Here is a 22,694-nt window from a genome sequence, read left to right on the forward strand (position 1 = left end):
GAGCGCCTCAGCCTCCGGTGGGAGGGCCTTTGTGGGAGGGCCTTCACGCCCGACGCCTTCCGATCCGACTCGGCAAACCCTTCCCCGCAAGCGCCGCGAGGGACGGGTTACTATCGCCGCAACTGTTTCGCTTCGGGCGACTTACGTCGTTTGCGTTTTCTTATGCCCCCCAGTTCCCCCGACGAAGTCCTCACCCCGAGCCAGCTCAACACCCTGGCGCGCAACCTGCTCGAGGACACCTTCCCGCTGATCTGGGTCGAAGGTGAGCTGGGCAATCTGTCGCGGCCGTCGTCCGGGCATCTGTACATGACCCTCAAGGACGCGCGCGCCCAGGTGCGCTGCGCGATGTTCAAACCCAAGAGCACCTGGCTGAAGTTCGTTCCGCGCGAGGGCCTGCGCGTGCTCGCGCGCGGCCGGCTGACCTTGTACGAAGCGCGCGGCGACTACCAGTTGGTGCTCGACCACATGGAAGAGGCCGGCGAAGGCGCGCTGCGCCGCGCGTTCGAGGAACTCAAGGCGCGGCTGGCCGCCGAAGGCCTGTTCGACCGCGAGCGCAAGCGCGAGCTGCCGCGCTTTCCCGAACGCATCGCGGTGATCACCTCGCCCAGCGGCGCGGCGGTGCGCGACGTGCTCAGCGTGCTCGGCCGGCGTTTCCCGCTGGCCGAAGCCGAGGTGCTGCCGGTGCCGGTGCAGGGCGACGGCGCGGCCGAGAAGATCGTGGCGATGCTGCAGCGCGCGCAGGCCGCGCAGCGCTATGACGTGATCGTCCTGGCGCGCGGCGGCGGCTCGCTGGAAGACCTGTGGGCGTTCAACGACGAACGCCTGGCGCGCGCGATCGCCGCCAGCGAGGTGCCGGTGGTCTCGGCCATCGGCCACGAAACCGACTTCACCCTGGCCGACTTCGCCGCCGACGTGCGCGCGCCGACGCCCTCGGTCGCGGCCGAGCTGCTGGTGCCGCAGCGCGAGGATCTGCTGCACCGCCTGCGCGTGCTCGAAGCGCGCCTGCGCAATCTGCACGGGCAGCGCCTGAACCAGGCCATGCAGCGCACCGACCGCGCCGGCCTGCGCTTGAACGCGCTGCGCCCGCAAGCGCGGTTGGCGACCCTGCGCGGCCGCCAGCAGGATGCGCTGCGCCGGCTCGAACAGGCCTGGCGCCTGCGCCTGGAACGCGAGACCGCGCGCCTGCGCCACAGCGACGCGGTGTTGCGCGCGCACCATCCGCGCCGGCGCATCGCCTCCTTGCGCGAACGCCTGGCCGCGCTGGCGCTGCGCCCGCGCGCGGCGGTCGCGCGGCGCCTGCACGGCGACGCGCTGCGCCTGCGCGGGCTGGCGCGCTCGCTGGAAGCGGTGAGCCCGCTGGCCACCGTGGCGCGCGGCTACGCCATCGTCCAGCACGAAGACGGGCGCGTGGTCCGCAGCGTGCTCGACGCCGCCCCGGGCGACCGGCTGACGGCGCGGGTGCAGGACGGGCAGATCCGGGTCAAGGTCGAACCGCGCGAAGGCTGATTCTTGTAGCAGAGCCTTACCGCTGTTGTGGGAGGGCCTTCAGGCCCGACGCTGTTCGGCCAGTCCACTGCAATCTGGAACAAGAGCATCGGGGCTGAAGCCCCTCCCACAACAGCCCTCCATCGCGCCCCACCGGCGCTGCAGCTTTTCCGGGTTGGGCGAAAGCTGCGGGCGGCCCGCACCGTTCCATCGCCGTCGCCCTTCGCTCACGCCGTTTGCGCGATCCTGGGCGCCCTGCGTTTCCGTCTCCCGGAGTCCCGCATGACCAAGGCGTCCGACCTGTTCGTCGCCGCGCTCGAAGCCGAAGGCGTGCAATACGTGTTCGGCATCCCCGGCGAAGAGAATCTCGATCTGCTCGAATCGCTTCGCACCTCCTCGATCAAACTCGTCCTCACCCGCCACGAACAAGCCGCGGGCTTCATGGCTGCGACCTACGGCCGCCTGACCGGCAAGGCCGGCGTGTGCCTGTCCACGCTCGGACCCGGCGCGACCAACCTGGTCACCGCCGCGGCCTACGCCCAGCTCGGCGCCATGCCGATGCTGATGATCACCGGGCAAAAGCCGATCAAGACCAGCAAGCAGGGCCATTTCCAGATCGTCGACGTGGTCGACACGATGCGTCCGCTGACCAAGTACACGCGTCAGATCGTCGCCGCCGACAGCATCCCGGCGCGGGTGCGCGAAGCCTTCCGCCGCGCCGAGGAAGAACGCCCCGGCGCGACCCACCTGGAACTGCCGCAGGACATCGCCGGCGACCCGACCCAGGCGCGGCTGATCCCCGCCTCGTTCTCGCGCCGCCCGGTGGCCGAGGACAAGGCCATCGAGCGCGCGGCCGAAGCCATTGCCCAGGCCCGCCATCCGATCGTGATGATCGGCGCCGGCGCCAACCGCAAGACCACCTCGAAAACCCTCGAGCAGTTCGTCGCCAAGCTCGGCATCCCCTACTTCACCACCCAGATGGGCAAGGGCGTGCTCGACGAGCAAGGCCCGCTGTGGCTCGGCAACGCGGCGCTGTCGGACCACGACTTCGTCCACCGCGCCATCGATGCGGCCGACTGCATCGTCAATATCGGCCACGACGTGATCGAGAAGCCGCCGTTCTTCATGCGCGAAGGCCGGCGCACGGTGATCCACGTCAACTACGCCGCAGCCGAAGTCGATGCGGTGTACTTCCCGCAGATCGAGGTGATCGGCGACATCGCCCATTCGGTGTGGCGCCTGCAGGAAGCGCTGCAGCCGCAGCCGCATTGGGATTTCGGCTATTTCGACCGGGTCCGCGCCGCGCTGCTGGAGCAATTGCAGGAACGCACCGACGACGACCGCTTCCCGATGGCGCCGCAGCGCCTGGTCGCCGACGTGCGCCGCGAGCTGTCGCCACGCGACGTGGTCTGCCTCGACAACGGCTTGTACAAGCTGTGGTTCGCGCGCAGCTACCGCTGCCGCGAGCCCAACACCCTGCTGCTCGACAACGCGCTGGCGACGATGGGCGCCGGCCTGCCTTCGGCGATCGGCGCGCGCATCGTTTGCCCCGACCGCAAGGTGGTGGCGGTGTGCGGCGACGGCGGCTTCATGATGAACTCGCAGGAACTCGAAACCGCGGTGCGGCTGGGCCTGGACCTGGTGGTGCTGGTGCTGCGCGACGACGCCTACGGCATGATCAAGTGGAAGCAGGCGCACGAGCGCTATCCGAGCTTCGGCATGGACCTGGGCAATCCCGATTTCGTCGAGTACGCGCACAGCTACGGCGCGCGCGGGCATCGCCCGGCGTCCGCCGACGAGTTCGCGCCGCTGCTGCGCCGCGCGCTGGACACGCCCGGCGTCGACCTGATCGAGGTGCCCATCGATTACAGCGACGACGACGTCATCCTCAACCAAGACATTCCCCAGCGCGCCGCCGCGGTGGTGTGAGCGCGGCGCCATCCACGGAGCATTCGCATGGCCAAGTCCGAGAAGAAGAACAAAGCCGCCAAGCCCGGCAAAGGCTTGAAGAGCAGCTATCCCTACTACCTCGCCGGCCGCGCCGTCGCTGCCAACGGCGATCTGGAGGTGCTGGACAAGTACAGCGGCAAGCGCGCCACGCGCGTAGCGATGGCCGACGCCGCCGCGGTGCGCAAGGCGATCGTGGCCGCGCACAAGGCGCGCGAGGCGATGGCCGAATTCGCGCCCGACCGCCGCCGCGACGTGCTCGAGCACTGCGTGCGCCGCTTCGGCGAGCGCTTCGAGGAACTGGCGCTGGCGCTGTGCATCGAGGCCGGCAAACCGATCAAGGACGCGCGCGGCGAAGTCACCCGCCTGATCGACACCTTCCGCATCGCCGCCAACGAGGCCACGCGCGATCCGGGCACCTTGCTGGAACTACAGATTTCGCCGCGCACCCGCGGCTATCGCGGCATGGTCAAGCGCGTGCCGATCGGGCCGTGCAGCTTCATCACTCCGTTCAACTTCCCGCTCAACCTGGTCGCGCACAAGGTCGCCCCGGCCATCGCCGCCGGCTGCCCGTTCGTGCTCAAGCCGGCGATCAAGACCCCGGTCGGCGCGCTGATCATGGCCGAGATCCTGGCCGAGACCGACCTGCCCGAGGGCGCGTTCTCGGTGCTGTGCTGCTCCAACGAAGACGCTTCGCTGCTGGTCGAGGACGAGCGGATCAAGCTGCTGAGCTTCACCGGCGGCCTGATCGGCTGGGATCTCAAGGCCCGCGCCGGCAAGAAGAAAGTCACCCTGGAACTGGGTGGCAACGCCGCCTGCATCGTCGATGCCGACCCCGGCGTCAGCCTGGACCACGTGGTCGAGCGGCTGGTGTTCGGCGCCTACTACCAGAGCGGCCAGAGCTGCATCAGCGTGCAGCGCATCTACGCCCACGCCGATATCTACGACAGGCTGCGCAAGAAGCTCAAGGCCGCGGTCGGCGCGCTGCGCATGGGCGATCCGCGCGAGGAGCAAACCTTCATCGGCCCGGTGGTCGACGAGCAGGCGGCGCAGCGCATTCAGGCCTGGATCGACGCCGCGCTCAAGGGCGGCGCCAAGCGCATCGCCGGCGGCGCGCGCCAGGGCACGATGATCCCGGCGACCTTGCTGGAGCACGTCGCCCACGACGCCGAGCTGTACCGCAAGGAAGCCTTCGGCCCGGTCGCGCTGATCGAGCCGTTCGACGATTTCGACGCCGTGCTCGAGCGGGTCAACGACAGCGACTTCGGCCTGCAGGCCGGCGTGTTCACCGGCCGCCTCGACCACGCCATGCGCGCCTGGGACCGGCTCGACGTGGGCGGGGTGATCGTCGGCGACGTGCCGAGCTTCCGCGTCGACAACATGCCGTATGGCGGGGTCAAGGATTCGGGCCAGGGCCGCGAGGGCGTGCGTTATGCGATCGAGGATATGAGCGAGCAGCGGTTGTTGGTTATTCGCGATCCAACCGAAGCCACGTAACCCCGGCCCCCTCCGAAGCCCGGAGTCCCCATCTGCCGCCGCCGACGCCACGAACTGCGTTCCGGCGACGCAGCTCCCAGCCGTCATTCCGGCGAAAGCCGGAATCCATTTTGATTTTTCGCCCTGGCTTTGCGCACGAGAAAGCGAAAGGCCAAGATCAAAACGGATTCCGGCTTTCGCCGGAATGACGGTGTTGGGGGAGCCCGTTTTCCGCCGCCCTCAAAAAAATCGCCCCAAGCTAACCCCACCGCCCGACCCCGCCCGTTCGCTTTCCCAGGTCCACACACCAGGGAAGCCGACATGTCCGCCGCCGTCCGTCCGCACTCGCCTCGCCTCGCCGTCCATTGCCTCAGCGCGGCCTTGCTCGCCGCCCTCGCCCTCGCCGGCTGCCAGTCCACCGGCAGCACCGCCGACGCCAAGGCCGAGACCCAAACCATCGCCGAAGCGCCGGCGCCCGCCGAGGCCGCACCGGTCGATGCGGCCGCCAGCGCCGCCAATGCCGCCGGCGTCCCGCAACCCACCGCCGCGCCGCCGGCCAAGCCGCAAAGCATCGCGCCGGCCGGCGCGGTCGCCGACCAGCGCCTGGAACAGGTCGTCGTCACCGGCTCGCGCGTCGGCGCACCGGTCGCGGCCAAGGCCGCCGTCGCCCGCCGCGCCATGACCGTGCAATCGGTGGGTTACGGCTACGCCGCGCCGGCACCGCCGCCTCCGCCGCCGTACTACAGCCAGCCGGCCAACACCGAAAAATATGCCGAGCGCGAAGACAACCCGGTCCAGCGCGCCAGCGAGCAGCCGCTGTCGACCTTCTCCATCGACGTCGACACCGGCAGCTACGCCAACGTGCGGCGCATGCTCAACGACGGCATCCGTCCGCCAGCCGATGCGGTGCGCGCGGAAGAGTTCATCAACTACTTCGACTACGGCCACCCGGCGCCGGCCTCGCGCGCGGTGCCGTTCAAGGTCTCCACCGAACTGGCGCCGGCGCCGTGGAACGCGCAGCGGCAGTTGCTGATGATCGGCATCAAGGGCTTCGACGTGCCCAAGCAGACGCTGCCGCCGTCGAACCTGGTGTTCCTGATCGACACCTCCGGCTCGATGAATTCGCCCGACAAGCTGCCGCTGCTCAAGAGCGCGTTCTCGATGCTGGCCAAGCAGCTGCGGCCGCAGGACCGCATCTCCATCGTGGTCTACGCCGGTTCCGCCGGTCTGGTGCTGCCGCCGACGCCGGGCGACAAGCAACAGGAGATCCTCGACGCGCTCGAACGCCTGCAGGCCGGCGGCAGCACCAACGGCGGCGACGGCATCCGCCTGGCCTACGCCACCGCGCGCCAGAGCTTCATCAAGGACGGCGTCAACCGGGTGATCCTGGCCACCGACGGCGATTTCAACGTCGGCACGGTCGGCACCGACGCGCTGGAAACGCTGGTCGCCGACCAGCGCAAGAGCGGCATCGCCCTGACCACGCTCGGCTTCGGCGCCGGCAACTACAACGATGAGCTGTCGGAGAAGCTGGCCGACGTCGGCGACGGCAACCACGCCTACATCGACACCCTGCAGGAAGCGCGCAAGGTGCTGGTGCAGGAAATGGGCTCGACGCTGATGACCATCGCCCGCGACGTCAAGATCCAGATCGAGTTCAACCCGGCGCAGGTCGCCGAATATCGCCTGATCGGCTATGAAAACCGCCTGCTCAAGCGCGAGGACTTCGCCAACGACAAGGTCGACGCCGGCGACATCGGCGCCGGCCACGAGGTCACCGCGCTGTACGAGATCACTCCGGTCGGCTCCAAGGCCGCGCGCCTGCCGCCGCTGCGCTATGCCCAGGCCGCGCCGGCCGCGGGCGCGGGCAACGGCGAGCTGGCCAACCTCAAGCTGCGCTACAAGCGCCCGGGCGAAGACCGCAGCCAGTTGATCGAAACCCCGATCCTGCGCTCGGGCGAGCGCGCCGCGGCCAGCGATTCGCTGCGCATGGCCGCCGCGGTCGCCGCGTTCGCCGACGCGCTGCGCGGCGGCAGCCAGTACGACGGCTGGGGCTGGGAACAGATCCTCGGCGCGGCGCGCGCAGTGAAGTCGGCCGATCCCTGGGGCCAGCGCGCCGAGTTCGTGCGTCTGGTCGAGCGGGCCAAGGCCCAGATCGGCGAGCTCAAACCGGCCGCGAAGGTGGCGGTGAGCCAGTAAGTTTCGAGTACAGGCGTTGCGCACGCCGCCGGTACCGTTCTGCGACGCAGTCAGGCCCGTCGCAGCCGGCACCGGCGGCGTTTTCGTTGCGAAACTCTTGTAGGAGCGGCGCGAGCCGCGACCGCGACAACGCGACTACGGCGCAAGGTTCGACGCAGTTGTGTTGTCGCAGTGGCGGCTCGCGCCGCTCCTACAGGTCGATACGCGGCTATTCGCCTACGGCTGGCTGCATGGTGTGCATGCGCTCGGCCGGGCGGCCAAACAGATAGCCCTGGCCGTATACGCAGCCCAGCTCGCGCAAGACCGAGCGCTGCGCCTGGGTCTCGACGCCTTCGCCGATGGTGTGGATGCCCAGCGTGCCCGCCAAGGCCTGGATCGCGCGCACCACCGCCACGCTTTCAGGCCGCGATTCGCCGACCAACCCCGCGACGAAACTCTGATCGATCTTCAGACACTCGATCGGGAATCGATGCAGGTAGGACAACGCCGAAAACCCCGTGCCGAAATCGTCCAGCTGCGCCAACACCCCATGATTGCGCAGCGTCCGCAACATCCGCAGCGCGCGCGGCACGTCGTCGAGCAGCGCCACCTCGGTGATTTCGATGCGCAGCCGGCGCGGGTCGGCGCCGGCACCGTCGAGCAGGCGCAGCAGTCGGTCGGCGAAGTCGCCGGCGCGGAAATGCTTGGGCGAAACGTTGACCGAGATGTAGCCCTCGCCGCCGCGCGCCAGTTCCTGCACGACCCGGCCGTAGAGGATCCAGTCGGCTTCCTCGATCAGGCCGCTGTCCTCGCCCAGGCCGATGAACTCGCGCGGCAGCAGCAGCCCGCGCTTCTCGTGGCGCCAGCGCAGCAGCGCTTCGTGGCCGATGGCGACGCCGTCGTCCAGGCGCACGATCGGCTGGTAGTAGGCGATGAACGCATCGGAGTTGATCGCCCGGCGCAGGTCGGCTTCCAGGTCGAGGATGCGCATGGCCTGCTCGCGCATCTCTTCGTCGAACACCGCGAAACGGCCGCGCCCGGCGCCCTTGGCCCGGTACATCGCCGCGTCCGCGTCGCGCAGCAGCTCGATGCCGCTGCGATAGCGCGGATGCCACAGCGCGATGCCGACGCTGGCCGAGGGGAACACCTCGCGCCCGGCCACCCAGCACGGCTCGCCGAGCGCGCGCAGCACGCGCTGGGCCAGTTCCTCGGCCACGCTCAGGCCGTCGATGTGCTCGACCAGGATCGCGAACTCGTCGCCGCCCAGCCGCGCCACCATGTCGTCGCCGCGCACCGCGCCGACGATGCGGCGGCCGCTTTCCACCAGCAGCTCGTCGCCGGCGGCGTGGCCGACGCTGTCGTTGACCAGCTTGAACCGGTCCAGGTCGAGGAACAGCACCGCGAACGGGCGCTGCTCGCGGCGCGCGCGGGCGATCGCGTGGTCGAGCCGTTCCAGCAGTTGGCTGCGGTTGGGCAGCTCGGTCAGCGGATCGTGCAGGGCCAGGTGGGTGAGCTTGCGCTCGGCGCGCTCGCGCTCACCGATCTGCGCGACCAGTTCGGCGTTGGTGTGGGCCAGTTCGCGGGTGCGGCTGGCCACGCGCTGTTCGAGCTCGCCGTGCGCGGTCAGCAGCCGGTCCTGGGCCTGCTTGCGCGCCAGGCCGATGCTGATGTGGTGGGCGACGAAGGTCAGCAGTTCCTGGTCGCGGGCGTTGAAGCTGATCGCGCGCGAGTAGCTCTGGATCGCGATCACCCCGACCACGGCGTCGTCGCGGTACAGCGGCACGCCCAGCCAGCAGTGCGCGGCCGAACCGTGGCTGCGCACCTCGCCGCGGCTGTTGAGCTCGGCGATGCGGTGGCGGTCGGCCAGCAGCGGCCGGCCCTGGCGGATCACGAATTCGGTCAGGCCGCCGGCGAGCTGGCGGGTCTCGCGGATCATGTCGCGTTCGTCGATCGAATACGGGAACTGCAGGCGCGCGCCGTCGTCGGAGAGCAGCGCGATGTAGAAGTTGCGCGCGTACAGCAGCTCGCTGACCACGTCGTGGACCTGCGAGTAGAAGCGCTCCAGCGTGTCGGAGGTGATGGTCAGCTCGGCGATGCGGAACAGCGCGCGCTGCAGCCGTTCGGAGCGCTGGCGTTCGATGATCTCGGCCTGCAGGTCGCGGTTGCTCAGCTGCAGCGCGTAGGTGCGCTCGGCGACCCGGCGCTCGAGCTCTTCGCGCGCGCGGAAGCGGTCCAGCGCGGTGAGGATGTGCTGGGCCACGAACGCCAGCAGCGCGCGGTCTTCCTCGCCGTAGCTGTCGGCGCTGTCGTAGTTCTGCACCACCACCGCGCCGCACACGCGCTCCTCGCGCCGCATCGGCACGCCCAGCCAGTCGGCGCTGTCGGGGCCGTGGTGCTCGTCGTTGGGCACGTTGAGCCGTTCGCGCAACTGCGCCGAACTGCCCTGCAGCGGCTCGCCGTGGCGCAGCAGGGCCAGCGTCAGGCTGGTCGGCATGTCTTCGCCGCGGATCACCTGCAGCGGGTTGGCCACGTACGGGTCGTTGCGGTCGGCGAAATACAGAAAGCGCATCGTGTCGGCGAGGTCGTCGTAGAGCACGATGTAGAAATTCTCGGCGTACATCAGCCCGCACACCACGCCGTGGATGCGGCTGAGCAGGTCGTTCATCTCCAGGCCCGAGCCGGCCAGGTCGGCGATGCCGAACAGCGCCTGCTGCAGGCGCTCGGATTTCTCCAGCGCCTCGGCGCGTGCGTGCGCGCGCAGCACGGCCAGTTCGGCGGCGACCACCCGCCGCGCCATCGCCAGCCACGCCGCGCGCAGCGGCGCCGGCAGCGCGCGCGGCATCTGCGCGATCAGGCTGGCGCGGCTGCGGTCTTCCAGCCACCACGCCGCTTCGATGCGGTCGGCGTAACGGTCGGCGGAGGCGCCGATGGCCGGCGGATCGCATTCCAGCCGGTCCAGCGCGCTGGCGCGCAGCGCGCCGTCGGCGCCGGGGGTGAACGATTCGGCGACCCGGCCCTGCGCAGTGCGCCAGCTCACCGCGATCTGCGAACCCGACGGCAGCGCTTCCAGCAACGCGGCCGCCAGCGCCTGGCCGGGCCAGGCGCCTTCGGGCGAGTCCGCCGCTGCCGCTCGCATCGCATCATTCCGCACCCGATCGCCCCGCACCGGACCGCCTGTCCTGAACCGCCCGTAGTCGAGCTTTCGCAAGGATAACGCGAGCGTTCCCCCCGCGGCAGGCCGCAAACCCCGCTTTGGGTCGGCGTTTGCCGCGGCAAACCCCATCGGCGGCCGTGATCCGTTGGTTCCTGTCATGATCCTGGCGCTGCAAATCCCGCTATACGACCCGGCCGCGACAGGCAAGCGCTTCCCGTCGGCGCCGTCTGCGCTTAACCTGCCGCCGATGAACTCCGGTGCGGACGCAAGCGACGATGTGTTGATGCTGGCCTGGGCGGCCGGCGACGCCGGCGCGTTCGAGGTCCTGTACGCGCGCCATCGCGGCCCGCTGTACCGCTTCTTGCTGCGCCAGTTGCGCGATTCGGCCCTGGCCGACGAATTCTTCCAGGATGTGTGGCAGCGCGTGATCGGCGCGCGCCAGGGCTGGAAGCCGGACGCGCAGTTCAACACCTGGCTGTTCCGGATCGCGCACAACCGGCTGAACGACTACTGGCGCGGGCTCAAGCACCGCCCGGCGACGCCGGAGGACGGCGACGAGCGCGCCGCGCGCGTGCCCGACCCGACCACGCCGGAGCGCGAGCTGTCCGACTTCGAGCAGCGCCGCCGCCTGCAGCGCGCGATCGAGGAATTGCCCGAGGAGCAGCGCGAAGTGGTGCTGCTGCGCCTGGAGCAGGAGTTGAGCCTGGAGGAGATCGGCGCCATTACGGGGGTGGGTCGGGAAACGGTGAAGTCCAGGCTGCGGTACGCGATGGACAAGCTGCGCGCGAGGTTGACCGAATGAACCGCCGTCCCGACGCTCCCGATCCCTTGTCGCCGGAAGAACGCGCGCTGGCCGATCGCCTGCTGCGGCTGGGCCCGCACGAGGGTCCGTCGCCGGCGCTGGACGCCGCGATCCTGGCCGCCGCCCGCGCCGCCGTGGGCCAACCGGCCGCGGCGCAGGAAACCTCGCCGCAGGCCGCGGCGTTGCGCGCTGCCGCGCCGATGGCGGCTGCGCCCGTGGCTGCAGCAGCGGCCAAGGCCGCGCCGCCGCCCGCTGCCGTGCGCGCGAAACCGAACAAATCCCGCTGGCCGGCCTGGATCGGCGTGGCCGCCTCGCTGAGCCTGGCCGTCGGCGTGGCCTGGCAGCTGCGGCCGCAGGACAAGGCGCCGCAGGCGCTGAGCGAGGCGCAGATCGCCGAGGATCGGGCCATGCCGGCCGCCGCGCCCGAGGCGCCGATCGCAGCGAGCGAAGCCGCCGCCGACGCAGTGGCGTCGATGCCCTCGGGCGGCGCGGCGGCGGACGCCGCAGCCGAAGCCGCGTCCGACCAGGAGGCCAAGGCCGCCGACGCCGTGGCCTTGCCGGACCAAGCTCCGTCGCTGGCCAAGCCTGCGCAGCCGCGCGCGGCGCCGGTCGCCAACGCCGAACCGGCGCGCAGCGCGCCGCCGGGGCAGTTGCAGCTCAAGCGCGAGGTCGCGCCGATGGCCGCGCCGCCGATGCCCGAATCGATGCCCGCCCTGGCCGTGGAGCCCGTCGTGGAGCCGATTCCGGCGCCACCGCCGCCGCCCGCCCCGGCCGCCGCCGCCCCGGCGCTGCGGTCCCGGGCCGCCGCGCAGACCGCGGACAGCTACGGCTATCAAGCGCCCGCCGACGCCGCCCCGGCCGAGGCCGCGGATCGCCGCCAACGCCAGGAAAACGCCGCCGCCAAGCGCGCAGCGGCGCCCGCAGCGGCCGCCGCCAGCCAGAAAGCGCGGGCCGACAGCGCCCCGGCCTACGCCGAAACCGCCGCGGCCGCAGGCGCGGTGGCGCCGGCTCCCGCAGCGCCTCCGCCGCCGGCGCAGAACGCCGCCGACACCGGCCTGGACCAGGTCCAGGTCACCGGCTCGCGCATCGCCTCGCCGCAGCGCGCCGCCGCGCCGCCGCCCGAGCAATGGCTGGAACGCATCCGCCAGTACCGCGACGACGGCCAGACCGACCTCGCCCGGCAGGACCTGCGCGCCTTCCGCCGCGCCCACCCGCACATCCGCATTCCCAAGGATCTGCGGCCGCTGCTCGAATGAGCGCACCCGCCGCGCGCGGCCGCGGAGCGCTTCGATGAGCGCGTCGACCCTGGCCGAGCGCGCCAGCCACACGCTCGAGGTCAAGCACAGCCGCTTCATCGCCCTGGCCGCGCCGGCGGCCTCGCCGGAAGCGGCGCTGGCATTCCTGGCCGAAGTCGCCGATCCGGCCGCCACCCACAACTGCTGGGCCTACCGGATCGGCGCGCAGTACCGCTCCAGCGACGACGGCGAGCCCTCCGGCACCGCCGGCCGGCCGATCCTGGCGGCCATCGACGGCCAGGGCTGCGATCAGACCGTCGTCGTGGTCACCCGCTGGTACGGCGGCATCAAGCTCGGCGCCGGCGGCCTGGTGCGCGCCTACGGCGGCGCTGCGGCCGAATGCCTGCGCCGCGCGCCGCGCCGCGAGCTGGTGGTCTACGCCGAGCTGGAACTGGCGTATCCGTTCGCGGACACCGGTGCGGTCCATGCGACACTGAACGCCTTCGGCGCGGAAAAGGCCGACGAACGTTTCGACGCCGCCGGCGCGCGGGTGCGCATCCGCTTGCCCGCCGCGCAACTGCCCGCCTTGAAAGCGCAGTTGCGCGACGCCACCCGTAATCGCGTACGCCTGGACGAACCCGGCGCGCCGCCCTCCCCAGTCTGAAAACCCGATGACCGACGCCAGCGCCGGCTCCCAGGCCGCATCCAACCGCGACAAGGCTCCGATCGGCAGCCTGCGCATCCTGTGGCCGTTCGTGAACAAGTACCGGCTGTTGTTCATCGCCTGGCTGTTCGCGCTGGCCGCCTCCAGCGCGGTCACCCTGACCCTGCCGGTGGCGTTCAAGACCATGATCGACCAGGGCTTCGCCCAGAGCGCGGCCGGCCACGGCAGCGGCGCGATCGACCAGGCCTTCCTGCTGCTGTTCGCAGTGGCCATCGCCCTGGCCCTGGCCACCGCGGCGCGCTTCTACTTCGTCTCGGTGCTGGGCGAAAAAGTCGTCGCCGACCTGCGCGAGCAGCTCTACCGCCACCTGATCGCGCTCGACGCCGGCTTCCACGACCGCAACCGCAGCGGCGAGCTGGTCTCGCGCCTGACCGCCGACGCCGAACTGCTGCGCAGCGTGGTCGGCTCGAGCATGTCGGTGGCGCTGCGCAGCATGGTCACCTTCATCGGCAGCCTGGCGATGCTGTTCGTCACCAGCCCGCGCCTGGCCGCTTACGCCCTGCTCGGCATTCCGCTGGCGGTGCTGCCGATCATCGTCGGCGGGCGCCGGCTGCAACGTATCTCGCGCTCCAGCCAGGACCGCATCGCCGACGCCAACACCCTGGCCAGCGAAACCCTCGGCGCGGTGCGCACGGTCCAGGCGCACGCGCGCGAGCCTTACGAGCAGGGCCGCTTCAGCGATTCGCTGAAAGTGGCGATCAAGACCGCGCGCAAGCGCATCCGCGCCCAGGCCTGGGTCACCGCCATCGCCATCACCTTGGTGTTCGGCGCGATCACTTTGGTGCTGTGGTCGGGCGCGCACGACGTGGTCGCCGGCCGCCTCACCGGCGGCACCCTGGCCCAGTTCGTGCTGTATGCGCTGATCGGCGGCGGCTCGATCGGCGCGCTGGCCGAAGTCTGGAACGACCTGCAGCGCGCCGCCGGCGGCATGGGCCGGATCGGCGAACTGCTGTCCGAGCGCAGCGCGGTGCAGCCGCCCGCGCAGCCCACGACGCTGCCGCAGCCGGTGCGCGGCGAGGTCGTGTTCGACCAGGTCGGCTTCCATTACCCGCAACGCCCGGACCTGCCGGCGCTGCAGGATTTCAGCCTGCATGTGAATCCCGGCGAGACCGTCGCCCTGGTCGGCCCGTCCGGCGCCGGCAAGAGCACGGTGTTCTCGATGCTGCTGCGCTTCCACGACCCGCAGCACGGCGCGGTAAAGGTGGACGGCGTGGATGTGCGCGAGGCCGACCTCAGCCAGTTGCGCGGCGCCATCGCCCTGGTGCCGCAACAGGCGACGGTGTTCGCCACCACCGCGCGCGAGAACATCCGCTACGGCCGCCTCGACGCCAGCGACGCCGAACTCGACGAAGCCGTGCGCGCGGCCCACGCCACCGACTTCATCCACGACTTGCCGCAGGGCCTGGCGACCGAGCTGGGCGAACGCGGCGCGCGCCTGTCCGGCGGCCAGCAGCAGCGCATCGCCATCGCCCGCGCCCTGCTCAAGGACGCGCCGATCCTGCTGCTGGACGAAGCCACCAGCGCGCTCGACGCGCAGAGCGAGCGCGCCGTGCAGCAGGCGCTGGAAGCGCTGATGCAGGGCCGTACGACTTTGGTGATCGCCCACCGCCTGGCCACCGTGCTCAAGGCCGACCGGATCGTGGTCATGGACCGCGGCCGGATCGTCGCCGAGGGCACGCACGAGCAACTGTTGGCGCAGGGCGGGCTGTACGCGGAACTGGCCAAGCTGCAGTTCCTGGATTGAATCGGCTACCGTCGGGTTCGTCATGCTCATCGACGCTAAAGAACGCGCCGCCGATATCGCCACCCGCTTGTCGTCGCTGGCCGAGTCGGGCCTGAGCCTGGAACGGGCCGTCGCGGCGCTGCTAGCGCAGCGTTGCGGCCGGCTTTACCTGCACACTGCGCTGGTACACGGGTTTGGTCTTTCGGGACGCGAAGCCGCACGCATGATCGCAAAGCAAGTTATCGCCTCCCCACCCGACAGCCCCGAGATGCCACGATGACTCGCCTTCTTGCCGCCCTGCTGCCGCTGATCTTGCTGGCGCCCACCGCATCGGCGGCGACCCAGGTCGAAACCGTCGGCGTCTACAGCAACGTGCGCATCAGCCACAGCGAAGACCCGCACGCTTACGGCTACGACGTCGAGCTCTATCGCCAGAACGGCGCGCTGTTCGGTCTGTTCTATTCCTCCCAGGGCATGGTCGGCGACACCCCGCGCGGGCGGCTGCAGGACGTGCGCTTCGATGCCGCCAGCGGCAAGCTGTCCTTCCGCGCCAAGCTCACCGTCGGCCGCGAGTACAGCAAGGACAGCGGCGACGACGGCCGCCCCAGCCGCGACCTGTTCGAATTCGACGGCCGGCTGAGCGCGAAAAACCTCAGCGGCGCCCTGCTCCACCGCAACGGCTACCGTCCGCAGGAAGTCGACGAGCGCGAGATGGTGACACTCAAGCTCGACCCGCAACGTACCCGCGACGCGCGCGAACTCGCGCCGGCGAGCCGCGCCGCGTGGGAAGCCGAGCCGCTGCTGTACGGGCCGCAGTGGTAGCGCGCGCCGCGACGGCGCCGCGCTGAAAAACGAACGCCCCGCGCAAGGCGGGGCGTTCGCATCGACGGCGCTGCAGGCGCGGCGCCGCTGATCTTGTCGGCGATCAGCCGGTGACCAGGCTCAGGCCGTACTGGCTCAGGATCGGCTGCAGACGCTCGAACAGGCTGCTGCGCTGCGAGGCCGGGATGCCGCAGTTGTTGCCGTTGGACTGCACGTTGCCGCCCGACATCACGCCCTGCGCCTGGCCGGCGCTGGTGATCCACGAACCGCCCGAATCGCCGCGGCCCATGCAGGCGTTGCCCTGGGTCAGGCCGCGCACCGCGCCTTCGGCGTAGTTGGCGGTGACGTTCTTGGCGGTGATGGTGCCGCACTGGTAACCGGTGGTGCGGCCCGAGCGGCACACCGCCGCGCCGACCGCGGCCTCGGTGCTGCCGCGCACGGTGACGAAGCTGCTGCCGTTGGCCACGCGCGGCAGCAGAGTCTGCGCGCTGGTCAGGCTGACCCAGGCGCGGTCGTTGCCGGGGAACACGCGCGCGGCGAAGGTGCCGACCACCGCGCCGCCGATGCGCGCGGTCGCATTGACCGTGCCGCAGTGGCCGGCGGTGACGAAGCCCTTGGTCGCGCCGCGGGTGACCGAGAAGCCGACCGAGCACAGCGAGGCGTTGTTGATCGAGTATTCGATGCCGCCGACGATGTTGGCCGTGGTCTGCAGCTTGCCCGGCGAGCTTTCGATCCGCACCTGCGCACTGTCGGCGCCGCTGAGGGCGACGAAGTCGACGCCGGCATCCGTCGCGCCGTCGTCGACTTTGACCACCACCGCGTTGCTGCGCGGATCCACGTACCAGCTCTGCACGCCGTCGAGCGGCTTGCTGACGCCCTTCACCCGCGCGTTGGCACCGGCGTCGAGCTGCTCCATCGCCGACTGCAGCTGCTTGAGGCTGTAGCGCACGTTGCGCACTTCCACCCCGCCCAGCGTGCTCGACTTGCGCGCGCCCGAGGTCGCGGCGACGAGCTTGAAGCTGCCGTCTTCGTTGCGCTCGATCCAGCTGCCGGCGAACTGAGCACCGAACTCGCGCTCGATCGCCGCAGCCTGGGTGCGCGCGAGTTTTTCGGTCTGCAGGTACTGCGGCAGCTGGGTCGGGAAGATGCCCAGATCGCGCTGCATTGCGAATTTTAGCTGAGGATCGACCTGATCGGCCGCCAGCGCAGCGCCGCAGGACATCGCCGCCAGCGCGGCGACGAGGCAGGAAACGGACACGCGCGCGACGCGGCGCGAACGGTGGTTCGATACGTACATGCGAAAACTCCTAGAGGAATCTTTCATGGGATCGTCGGTGAAGCCGGTCGGCTTCGCGAACGCCGTTGCGCGAACGGCGGCCCGTAAGCGGCGAGGCGCAACGCCGTCGTTGGGCGCGGCCTCGCGGGGCTATGCCAGATAAAAAGATGCGCGCCGCCAGCGCAAGCCGCTTGCGCGAGGCCGGATCACACGCGCAATTCGAGCCGTGTCACAAGACGGCGCATTCGCCTGCGCATTGTACGAATTCATCGATCGATTCGAACATCGCGTTGATGCATCGATGTTGCTTGCTGCATTGCAGCGCACGCGGCAAGTGTGTTTGTTCGTGCATGTGTAGCGTGATGCACGAAAGAAGACGCGCGTTGTTCGTCGTTGCAGTCGTGAGGATTCTTGCCCGACGCGTTATCGCAGCATCGCGCTGAAGTCTCTGGATCCCCGCGTTCGCGGGGATGACGTTCTGAAGGGAACGCGGGATGAGGCTCTGGATACAGATGCGGTAATAGCGGCCTGGAAGAGGCACAGAAATTACGTCGCGGAGAAGCGCCGCGAATTCCACCTGCCGTAATGCCCGCGAAGGCGGGCATCCAGGCTTCATCGCAGCATGACGCTGAAGTCTCTGGATCCCCGCCTTCGCGGGGATGGCGTTCTGGCAGGGACGTGGGAATGACGTTCTGGAAGAGATACGGGGACGACGTTCTAGAAGGAACGCAGGGACGCCGCACTGAAAGGGACGCAGGAATGCCGCGCTGGAAGAGACGCGGCAATGACGGTGCAGAAGAGGCACGCAAATGACATTGCGCAAGGAACGCCGCGAACCCCACCTACCATCATGCCCGCGAAGGCGGGCATCCAGGGCCTCATCGCAGCATGACTCTGAAGTCTCTAGATCCCCGCCTTCGCGGGGATGACGTTCTGCAAGGCGTGACTCAGGAGTCTGCGGACCAAAATCTCGCGTCTCGCCTGCGCACCCCAAGCTAAGACTGCCGCTGCGCCTGCGTCCACAACCACAGCATCAGCGCGCACAACGCCAGCAAGCCCGCGCCGCGGCCGAGCCATAACAAGGCCAGAGAAAAATCCGAGCCGTGCGCCGGCGGCGGCACCACCGCCAGGGCCAGCAGGGCCAAAGCCTGGGATTTACGCGAACCACGCATGGCGGGCCTCCCGTGGCGGCATGGATGCCGCCTGGCGCGACCTTACACCCGATCGCGCCGGGCCGAACCGCACTACCCGCGCTGCGCGACCGACGGTATTGGCCGTCCCGCGACTAAGCCGTTGTAACGCGCATTCAGGCGAATCCGCAGGCCAGGCCGCCTCATCGCAACGCAAGCGGCCTGCCCTTCACAGCGACCCTATCCACCGCTTCGATCTTCGCGCGTACCAACCCGCCCAAGCACGCACTGTCGAAGCCACGCCGAACCGGCCGCAAACCACCGCTCAACCGCTCAATCACTCAACCGATCGTCGCGAACACATCGTCCCCACGCTGCGCCGCTGCGGCATAGAACCCGCTCAGTTGCGCGTAGTAGTCCAGCACGTAGTCGCGCGCGTCCTCGCCGTCGCGCAGCCAGATCACGTCGGGATAGATCTGCGCCTCGGCCAGCGCCTGCGCGTCGTAGCGGCGCGCGAACTCGGCCGGCGGCAACCCGGCCAGCGCTTGCGCGACTTCGCGCACTTGTTCGGCCGGCAGATGGCGCCAGCCGGCTTCATCTTCGCCGACCGGCGTGCCGCCCAACACCGCCCAGGCCCAAGGCGCCTCGCCGGCCCAGGCCGAACCAGTCAACACGAAATGGATCGCGTGCCAGGCCTTGTCGAGATAGGCGTCGGTCGCCGCTTGCGCGTCTTCGCGTTCGTACAGCTCCGCTTCGACGCTGTCGGCGCGCTCCAGCAGCGCGGCGGCGCGCGCCGGGTCCATCGCGGTGGCGCTCCAGGTCATGCCCATAACCAACGACTCCGATGTCGGACGATCGCGCGAGTGTGCACCGCGCGCATCTCAAGCGCCGATACGAATCGATGCGACCGCCGGCCTGGAGCGCGGTCCAGGCTGCGCGCGCTTCAAGGGTCGATGCGGATCGGCGTGCCGGTCGGGACCAGGCTCCAGACTTCTTCGATCTGGCTGTCGGTCAGGGCGATGCAGCCGTCGGTCCAGTCGCGCGTGTAACCGCGCGGCGTGCCGCCGTGGATCATGATGTCGCCGCCCGGATCGACGCCGCGCGCCTGCGCCTGCTTGCGGTCGGCCGCGTTCGGATACGACACCCGCAACGACAGATGGAAACGGCTGTTGGGATTGCGCCCGCTGATGCGGTAATCGCCCTCGGGCGTGCGCTCGTCGCCCTGCTGGCGCTTGTGCCCGGCCGGCGCGTCGCCGAGCAGGATCGAATAGGTGCGGATCAGCTTGCCGTCGCGGTACAGGCGCATGCGTCGCTCGGATTTGTCGACCTGGATGCGGTCGGCCTGCTGCGCCTTCGCCGCCATCGCCGGCGGCGTGCGCGCGAACGCGGGCGCCAGGCCGAGCGCCAGCAGCGCGAACGCCCACGCGATGCGCGCGCTCACGCCGGCACCCCGCGCTGGGCGATGGCGACGAAATCCAGGTCGTCCGGCAAGGTGCCGAAGCCCAGGCCGTGTTCGCCGCGCAGGCGGCTGCGGCAGAACGCGGCCGCGAGCGGGCTGTCGGCGCGCAGCAGCAACGCCGCCTGCAGCGCCAGCGCCAGTCGTTCGACCCACAGGCGCATCTGCGCTTCCGGCAGCGCCGCGCCGCCCGCCAGCGCGCCGGCGAGCGCGTCGGCGTAGGCGTCGAAGCCATCGTCGCGGCCGCGCGCGGCGTCGAGTTCGGCCAGCAGCGCCTGCCCGGCTTCGGGCTCGCGCGTCAGCGCGCGCAACACGTCCAGGCACTGGATGTTGCCGCTGCCTTCCCAGATCGAATTCAACGGCGCTTGGCGGTAGATCCGCGGCAGCAGCGATTCCTCGACATAGCCTGCGCCGCCCAGGCACTCCTGCGCCTCGTTGACGAAGGCCGGCGCGCGCTTGCAGATCCAGTACTTGCCGATCGCCGTGGCGATGCGAGCGAGCGCCGCCTCGCGCGGATCGCGCGGCGCGCGGTCGATGGCGCCGGCCACGCGCAGCGCCAGCGCGGTGGCGGCTTCCGATTCCAGCGCCAGGTCGGCGAGCACGTTGCGCATCAGCGCGTGCTCGGCCAGCGGCTTGCCGAACGCGCGGCGGTGGCGCGTGTGGTGCAGCGCCTGGCTCAGGGCCATGCGCATTTCGCCGGCCGAACCGAGCATGCAGTCGAGCCGGGTCAGCATCACCATCTCGATGATGGTCGCCACCCCGCGCCCTTCCTCGCCGACGCGCTGCGCCCAGGCATTTTGGAATTCCACTTCCGACGAGGCGTTGGACCAGTCGCCGAGCTTGTCCTTGAGCCGCATCAGCCGCAACGCGTTCTTGCCGCCGTGCGGATGCCAGCGCGGCAGCAGGAAGCAGGTCAGGCCGCCCGGCGCCTGCGCCAGGACGAGGAAGCCGTCGGACATCGGCGCGGAGAAGAACCACTTGTGGCCGACCAGTTCGTATTCGTCGCTGCCGATCGGCGTGGCCACGGTGCGGTTGGCGCGCACGTCCGAACCGCCCTGCTTCTCGGTCATGCCCATGCCCAGGGTCAGCCCGGGCTTGTCGGCGGCGGCGACGTCGCGGCCGTCGTAGTGCGGCGCGGCGGCCTTGCGCATCCACTCGCCCAGCGCCGGCGCGTGGCGCAGCACCGGCGCGCTGGCGTGGGTCATGGTCAGCGGGCAGCTGGTGCCCGGCTCGGATTGATGGTGCAGATAGCTCAGCGCTGCGCGCGCCACGTGCGCGCCGGGCACCGGCTCGTGCCAGGACAGGCCGGCGACGCCGTGCTCGATCGCCGCGCCCATGATCGCGTGGTAATGCGGATGGAACTCGACCTTGTCGATGCGGTGGCCGAACGCATCGTGGCTGCGCAGGCGCGGCTTGTCGCGGTGCGCGTCCAGGCTCAGCGCCAGCAGCCCGTCGCCGGCGAACGCGCCGTAGCGCTGCAGGCGCGCGGCGAAGGCGCCGCCGCCTTCGCGCTCGACCGCTTCGCGCAGCGCGGCGTCGTCGGCCCACAGATCGCGCGGCGCGAACGGCGGCGGCTGGTTGTCGACCGTGTGGGTGGCGAACGGCGGCAGCGATTCCATGTGAGCGCATCTCCTGCGGGGTTCGCTCCATTCTAGCCCCGCGTTTTCCCGCCCTGCCGCCGCGCCGCAGCGACTAGGGCGCGAGCGGGCGTCCGGCCCGCTGCCGGTCCTGGATCTCGGCGACCGTGCGCCGGATCGCGACGTAGCGCTCCGGCGAGCTGGGGTGGGTGTCGGCGGCCTTCTTGTCGGCGCTGGAGGCTACCGTAACTCCGATCTCGCGCCACACGCGTTCGGCCTGGGCGATGTCGTAGCCGGCGTTGGCGGCCATGTACAGGCCGGTGTAGTCGGCCTCGGCCTCCATGCGCCGGGAGAACGGCGCACTGGCCAGGCCGGCGACCAGCCCGGTGTCGCCGAGCGCGGTGTCCAGCAGCGCGCCGAACACCGCGGCGGCGCGGCCCTTGGCGACATGGCCGCGGGTGCCGTGCGCGAGTTCGTGGCCGAGGACGACGGCGATGTCGCGGTCCTCGGCGAACAGATCCAGCATGCCGGCGTAGAAGACGATCTGTTCGCCGTCGTTGAAGGCGTTGATGGCGGCATCGGGATTCGCCATCACCGGGTAGTCGCAGGCCGGCCGGGTCGTCGCCGACACCGGCTGTTCGCGGCCGTCGCGCCACACCGTCAGCCGCAGTTCGCCGTCGCTGGCCTGCAAGGCCTCGCGCCATTGGCGCAAACCGCGCTCGCCCGGCTCGGCCGGCACGCCGCGGATCGACGTCACCCGGTCGCCCTCGCGCAAGGCCGATTCGCCCGGCAGCGTCCACAGCACCGACAAACCCTCGCCGACGCCGAACCGGCGCGCGACGGCGGCGCGCCGGGCCTTGGGAAAGGCGGCCAGATTGGCCACCCGCGCATCGACGCCGGCTGTCGCGTCGTTGCCGCACAACGGCGCGTTGCGGCGCATGAAGTCGAACGCGATGCCGTCCAGGCGGCGCTGCCTGCGCAGCTGCCGCTCGACGATCAACTCGTTCTGGGTTTCGCGCTCGCGCACCAGTTCGGCGTCGTCGGCGCGCGGCCGGTTGACGCTGGCGCAGCCGGCGAGCAAGGCGCAGGCCATGGCGGCCGCGGTGGTCGCCGCGAGCGCTCGGCTCGGCAAAAAGGGAGTCGTGGGGAGTTTCAACGTGGGAGTCCTCGTAGGTCGTCGGCGGCGGCGGCGGAGCGCCGGCGGCGGCCACTGTTTCCCGACAGCGCGCAAACGAGGAAGTAACCGCGTGTAACCGCGGCCGGCGCGGTTGAGCGCCAATTCAGTGTTGGACGGACAACGGCCACGCGCGATGCATCGATGCAGCATCGATGCAGCATCGATACGGCATCGGCGGTGCGCAGGCGCGCGCAAAGAAAAAGGCCCCGCCGAAGCGAGGCCTTGGAAACTGTCCGGCGGATCGGTCCGTCAGGAGCGGTCCGCGTTGGAACGGTAGGGCGATACGCCGAAACCCGCGCGGCGGGCAATGCGAACGATCAAGCCTGCGGAGTGACTTCCGAAGCCTGCGCGCCCTTCGGGCCCTGGGTCAGCTGGTAGCTGACGCGCTGGCCTTCCTGCAGGCTGCGAAAGCCCTTGGCGTTGATCGCGGAGAAATGCACGAATACATCCGCGCTGCCATCTTCGGGAGAAATGAAACCGAAGCCCTTGGCGTCGTTGAACCACTTCACGGTGCCGTACTGCATATCCTTAT

General features: G+C 70.3%; 18 protein-coding genes and 1 pseudogene. 10 read left to right on the forward strand and 9 right to left on the reverse strand.

Annotated features, from left to right (window positions below):
* Positions 1-162: 162 nt before the first annotated feature.
* Positions 163-1,470, forward strand: a pseudogene (gene xseA / locus BLU84_RS13240) (exodeoxyribonuclease VII large subunit); the annotation flags it as partial.
* Here the strand turns inward: xseA and BLU84_RS28655 are convergent.
* Positions 1,377-1,616, reverse strand: coding sequence for a DUF6053 domain-containing protein (locus BLU84_RS28655; protein ID WP_425479368.1), 240 nt, complete (start codon positions 1,614-1,616; stop codon positions 1,377-1,379). The pseudogene xseA and the gene BLU84_RS28655 overlap by 94 nt on opposite strands.
* On the opposite strand from BLU84_RS28655, the gene BLU84_RS13245 reads away from it, so the two are divergent.
* The 3 genes from BLU84_RS13245 (at position 1,534) to BLU84_RS13255 (ending at position 7,107) form a co-directional block, all read left to right on the forward strand.
* Positions 1,534-3,414 (forward strand): acetolactate synthase large subunit, encoded by a 1,881-nt coding sequence (locus BLU84_RS13245; RefSeq protein ID WP_425479369.1) that lies wholly within the window; start codon positions 1,534-1,536, stop codon positions 3,412-3,414. The genes BLU84_RS28655 and BLU84_RS13245 overlap by 83 nt on opposite strands.
* 27 nt (positions 3,415-3,441) lie before the next feature.
* Entirely contained in the window at positions 3,442-4,929 is a 1,488-nt protein-coding gene (locus BLU84_RS13250) for an aldehyde dehydrogenase family protein (RefSeq protein WP_074867582.1), read from the forward strand.
* 300 nt (positions 4,930-5,229) lie between these two features.
* Complete coding sequence (locus BLU84_RS13255; protein ID WP_083382544.1) at positions 5,230-7,107, forward strand: vWA domain-containing protein; 1,878 nt, start codon at positions 5,230-5,232, stop codon at positions 7,105-7,107.
* Positions 7,108-7,315: 208 nt separating this feature from the next.
* Here the strand turns inward: BLU84_RS13255 and BLU84_RS13260 are convergent, their stop codons facing one another.
* Positions 7,316-10,222: an EAL domain-containing protein gene (locus tag BLU84_RS13260; RefSeq protein WP_139174981.1), complete on the reverse strand. Its 2,907-nt coding sequence runs from the start codon at positions 10,220-10,222 to the stop codon at positions 7,316-7,318.
* Positions 10,223-10,487: 265 nt separating this feature from the next.
* Between BLU84_RS13260 and BLU84_RS13265 the strand changes: the two genes are divergently transcribed.
* Genes BLU84_RS13265 through BLU84_RS13290 form a run of 6 tightly spaced genes read left to right on the forward strand, consistent with a single transcriptional unit; the run spans position 10,488 to position 15,546 of the window.
* A complete protein-coding gene (locus tag BLU84_RS13265) occupies positions 10,488-11,042 on the forward strand; it encodes an RNA polymerase sigma factor (RefSeq protein ID WP_074867964.1) in 555 nt (184 codons plus the stop codon).
* Entirely contained in the window at positions 11,039-12,298 is a 1,260-nt protein-coding gene (locus BLU84_RS13270) for a hypothetical protein (protein ID WP_074867589.1), read from the forward strand. The genes BLU84_RS13265 and BLU84_RS13270 overlap by 4 nt, the downstream gene beginning before the upstream one ends.
* 34 nt (positions 12,299-12,332) lie before the next feature.
* Complete coding sequence (locus BLU84_RS13275) at positions 12,333-12,941, forward strand: IMPACT family protein (RefSeq protein ID WP_074867591.1); 609 nt, start codon at positions 12,333-12,335, stop codon at positions 12,939-12,941.
* 7 nt (positions 12,942-12,948) lie between these two features.
* Positions 12,949-14,745 carry an ABC transporter transmembrane domain-containing protein gene (locus BLU84_RS13280; RefSeq protein WP_074867593.1) on the forward strand — a complete coding sequence of 599 codons (1,797 nt, stop codon included), beginning with the start codon at positions 12,949-12,951 and terminating at the stop codon, positions 14,743-14,745.
* A gap of 22 nt (positions 14,746-14,767) precedes the next feature.
* A complete protein-coding gene (locus tag BLU84_RS13285) occupies positions 14,768-15,004 on the forward strand; it encodes a hypothetical protein (protein WP_074867596.1) in 237 nt (78 codons plus the stop codon).
* Entirely contained in the window at positions 15,001-15,546 is a 546-nt protein-coding gene (locus tag BLU84_RS13290; RefSeq protein WP_074867598.1) for a hypothetical protein, read from the forward strand. The genes BLU84_RS13285 and BLU84_RS13290 overlap by 4 nt, the downstream gene beginning before the upstream one ends.
* A gap of 103 nt (positions 15,547-15,649) precedes the next feature.
* Here BLU84_RS13290 and BLU84_RS13295 read toward each other — a convergent pair whose 3' ends face one another.
* The 7 genes from BLU84_RS13295 to BLU84_RS13320 form a co-directional block, all read right to left on the reverse strand.
* Positions 15,650-16,843 carry a S1 family peptidase gene (locus BLU84_RS13295; RefSeq protein ID WP_170849163.1) on the reverse strand — a complete coding sequence of 398 codons (1,194 nt, stop codon included), beginning with the start codon at positions 16,841-16,843 and terminating at the stop codon, positions 15,650-15,652.
* Between the two features lie 974 nt (positions 16,844-17,817).
* Positions 17,818-17,994 (reverse strand): hypothetical protein, encoded by a 177-nt coding sequence (locus BLU84_RS27200; protein ID WP_170849164.1) that lies wholly within the window; start codon positions 17,992-17,994, stop codon positions 17,818-17,820.
* A 299-nt stretch (positions 17,995-18,293) separates the two neighbouring features.
* Entirely contained in the window at positions 18,294-18,776 is a 483-nt protein-coding gene (locus tag BLU84_RS13300; protein ID WP_170849165.1) for a YfbM family protein, read from the reverse strand.
* Positions 18,777-18,895: 119 nt separating this feature from the next.
* Positions 18,896-19,393: a L,D-transpeptidase family protein gene (locus tag BLU84_RS13305; protein ID WP_074867603.1), complete on the reverse strand. Its 498-nt coding sequence runs from the start codon at positions 19,391-19,393 to the stop codon at positions 18,896-18,898.
* Entirely contained in the window at positions 19,390-21,027 is a 1,638-nt protein-coding gene (locus BLU84_RS13310; RefSeq protein WP_139174982.1) for an acyl-CoA dehydrogenase family protein, read from the reverse strand. Before BLU84_RS13310 ends, BLU84_RS13305 begins: the two co-directional genes overlap by 4 nt.
* Positions 21,028-21,100: 73 nt before the next feature.
* Positions 21,101-22,078 carry a M48 family metallopeptidase gene (locus BLU84_RS13315; RefSeq protein WP_074867606.1) on the reverse strand — a complete coding sequence of 326 codons (978 nt, stop codon included), beginning with the start codon at positions 22,076-22,078 and terminating at the stop codon, positions 21,101-21,103.
* 401 nt (positions 22,079-22,479) lie between these two features.
* Positions 22,480-22,686 (reverse strand): cold-shock protein, encoded by a 207-nt coding sequence (locus BLU84_RS13320; RefSeq protein ID WP_057947005.1) that lies wholly within the window; start codon positions 22,684-22,686, stop codon positions 22,480-22,482.
* Between the last annotated feature and the right edge of the window lie 8 nt (positions 22,687-22,694).

The organism is Lysobacter enzymogenes (assembly GCF_900106525.1).
GTDB classification, from domain to species: domain Bacteria; phylum Pseudomonadota; class Gammaproteobacteria; order Xanthomonadales; family Xanthomonadaceae; genus Lysobacter; species Lysobacter enzymogenes.

Coding starts and splice junctions, on each gene's coding strand:
- BLU84_RS13250 (WP_074867582.1), top strand. CDS start 3,442: ATGGCCAAGTCCGAGAAGAAGAACAAAGCCGCCAAGCCCGGCAAAGGC.
- BLU84_RS13255 (WP_083382544.1), top strand. CDS start 5,230: ATGTCCGCCGCCGTCCGTCCGCACTCGCCTCGCCTCGCCGTCCATTGC.
- BLU84_RS13260 (WP_139174981.1), bottom strand. CDS start 10,222: ATGCGAGCGGCAGCGGCGGACTCGCCCGAAGGCGCCTGGCCCGGCCAG.
- BLU84_RS13265 (WP_074867964.1), top strand. CDS start 10,488: ATGAACTCCGGTGCGGACGCAAGCGACGATGTGTTGATGCTGGCCTGG.
- BLU84_RS13270 (WP_074867589.1), top strand. CDS start 11,039: ATGAACCGCCGTCCCGACGCTCCCGATCCCTTGTCGCCGGAAGAACGC.
- BLU84_RS13275 (WP_074867591.1), top strand. CDS start 12,333: ATGAGCGCGTCGACCCTGGCCGAGCGCGCCAGCCACACGCTCGAGGTC.
- BLU84_RS13280 (WP_074867593.1), top strand. CDS start 12,949: ATGACCGACGCCAGCGCCGGCTCCCAGGCCGCATCCAACCGCGACAAG.
- BLU84_RS13285 (WP_074867596.1), top strand. CDS start 14,768: ATGCTCATCGACGCTAAAGAACGCGCCGCCGATATCGCCACCCGCTTG.
- BLU84_RS13290 (WP_074867598.1), top strand. CDS start 15,001: ATGACTCGCCTTCTTGCCGCCCTGCTGCCGCTGATCTTGCTGGCGCCC.
- BLU84_RS13295 (WP_170849163.1), bottom strand. CDS start 16,843: ATGTACGTATCGAACCACCGTTCGCGCCGCGTCGCGCGCGTGTCCGTT.
- BLU84_RS27200 (WP_170849164.1), bottom strand. CDS start 17,994: ATGCGTGGTTCGCGTAAATCCCAGGCTTTGGCCCTGCTGGCCCTGGCG.
- BLU84_RS13300 (WP_170849165.1), bottom strand. CDS start 18,776: ATGACCTGGAGCGCCACCGCGATGGACCCGGCGCGCGCCGCCGCGCTG.
- BLU84_RS13310 (WP_139174982.1), bottom strand. CDS start 21,027: ATGGAATCGCTGCCGCCGTTCGCCACCCACACGGTCGACAACCAGCCG.
- BLU84_RS13315 (WP_074867606.1), bottom strand. CDS start 22,078: ATGGCCTGCGCCTTGCTCGCCGGCTGCGCCAGCGTCAACCGGCCGCGC.
- BLU84_RS13320 (WP_057947005.1), bottom strand. CDS start 22,686: ATGCAGTACGGCACCGTGAAGTGGTTCAACGACGCCAAGGGCTTCGGT.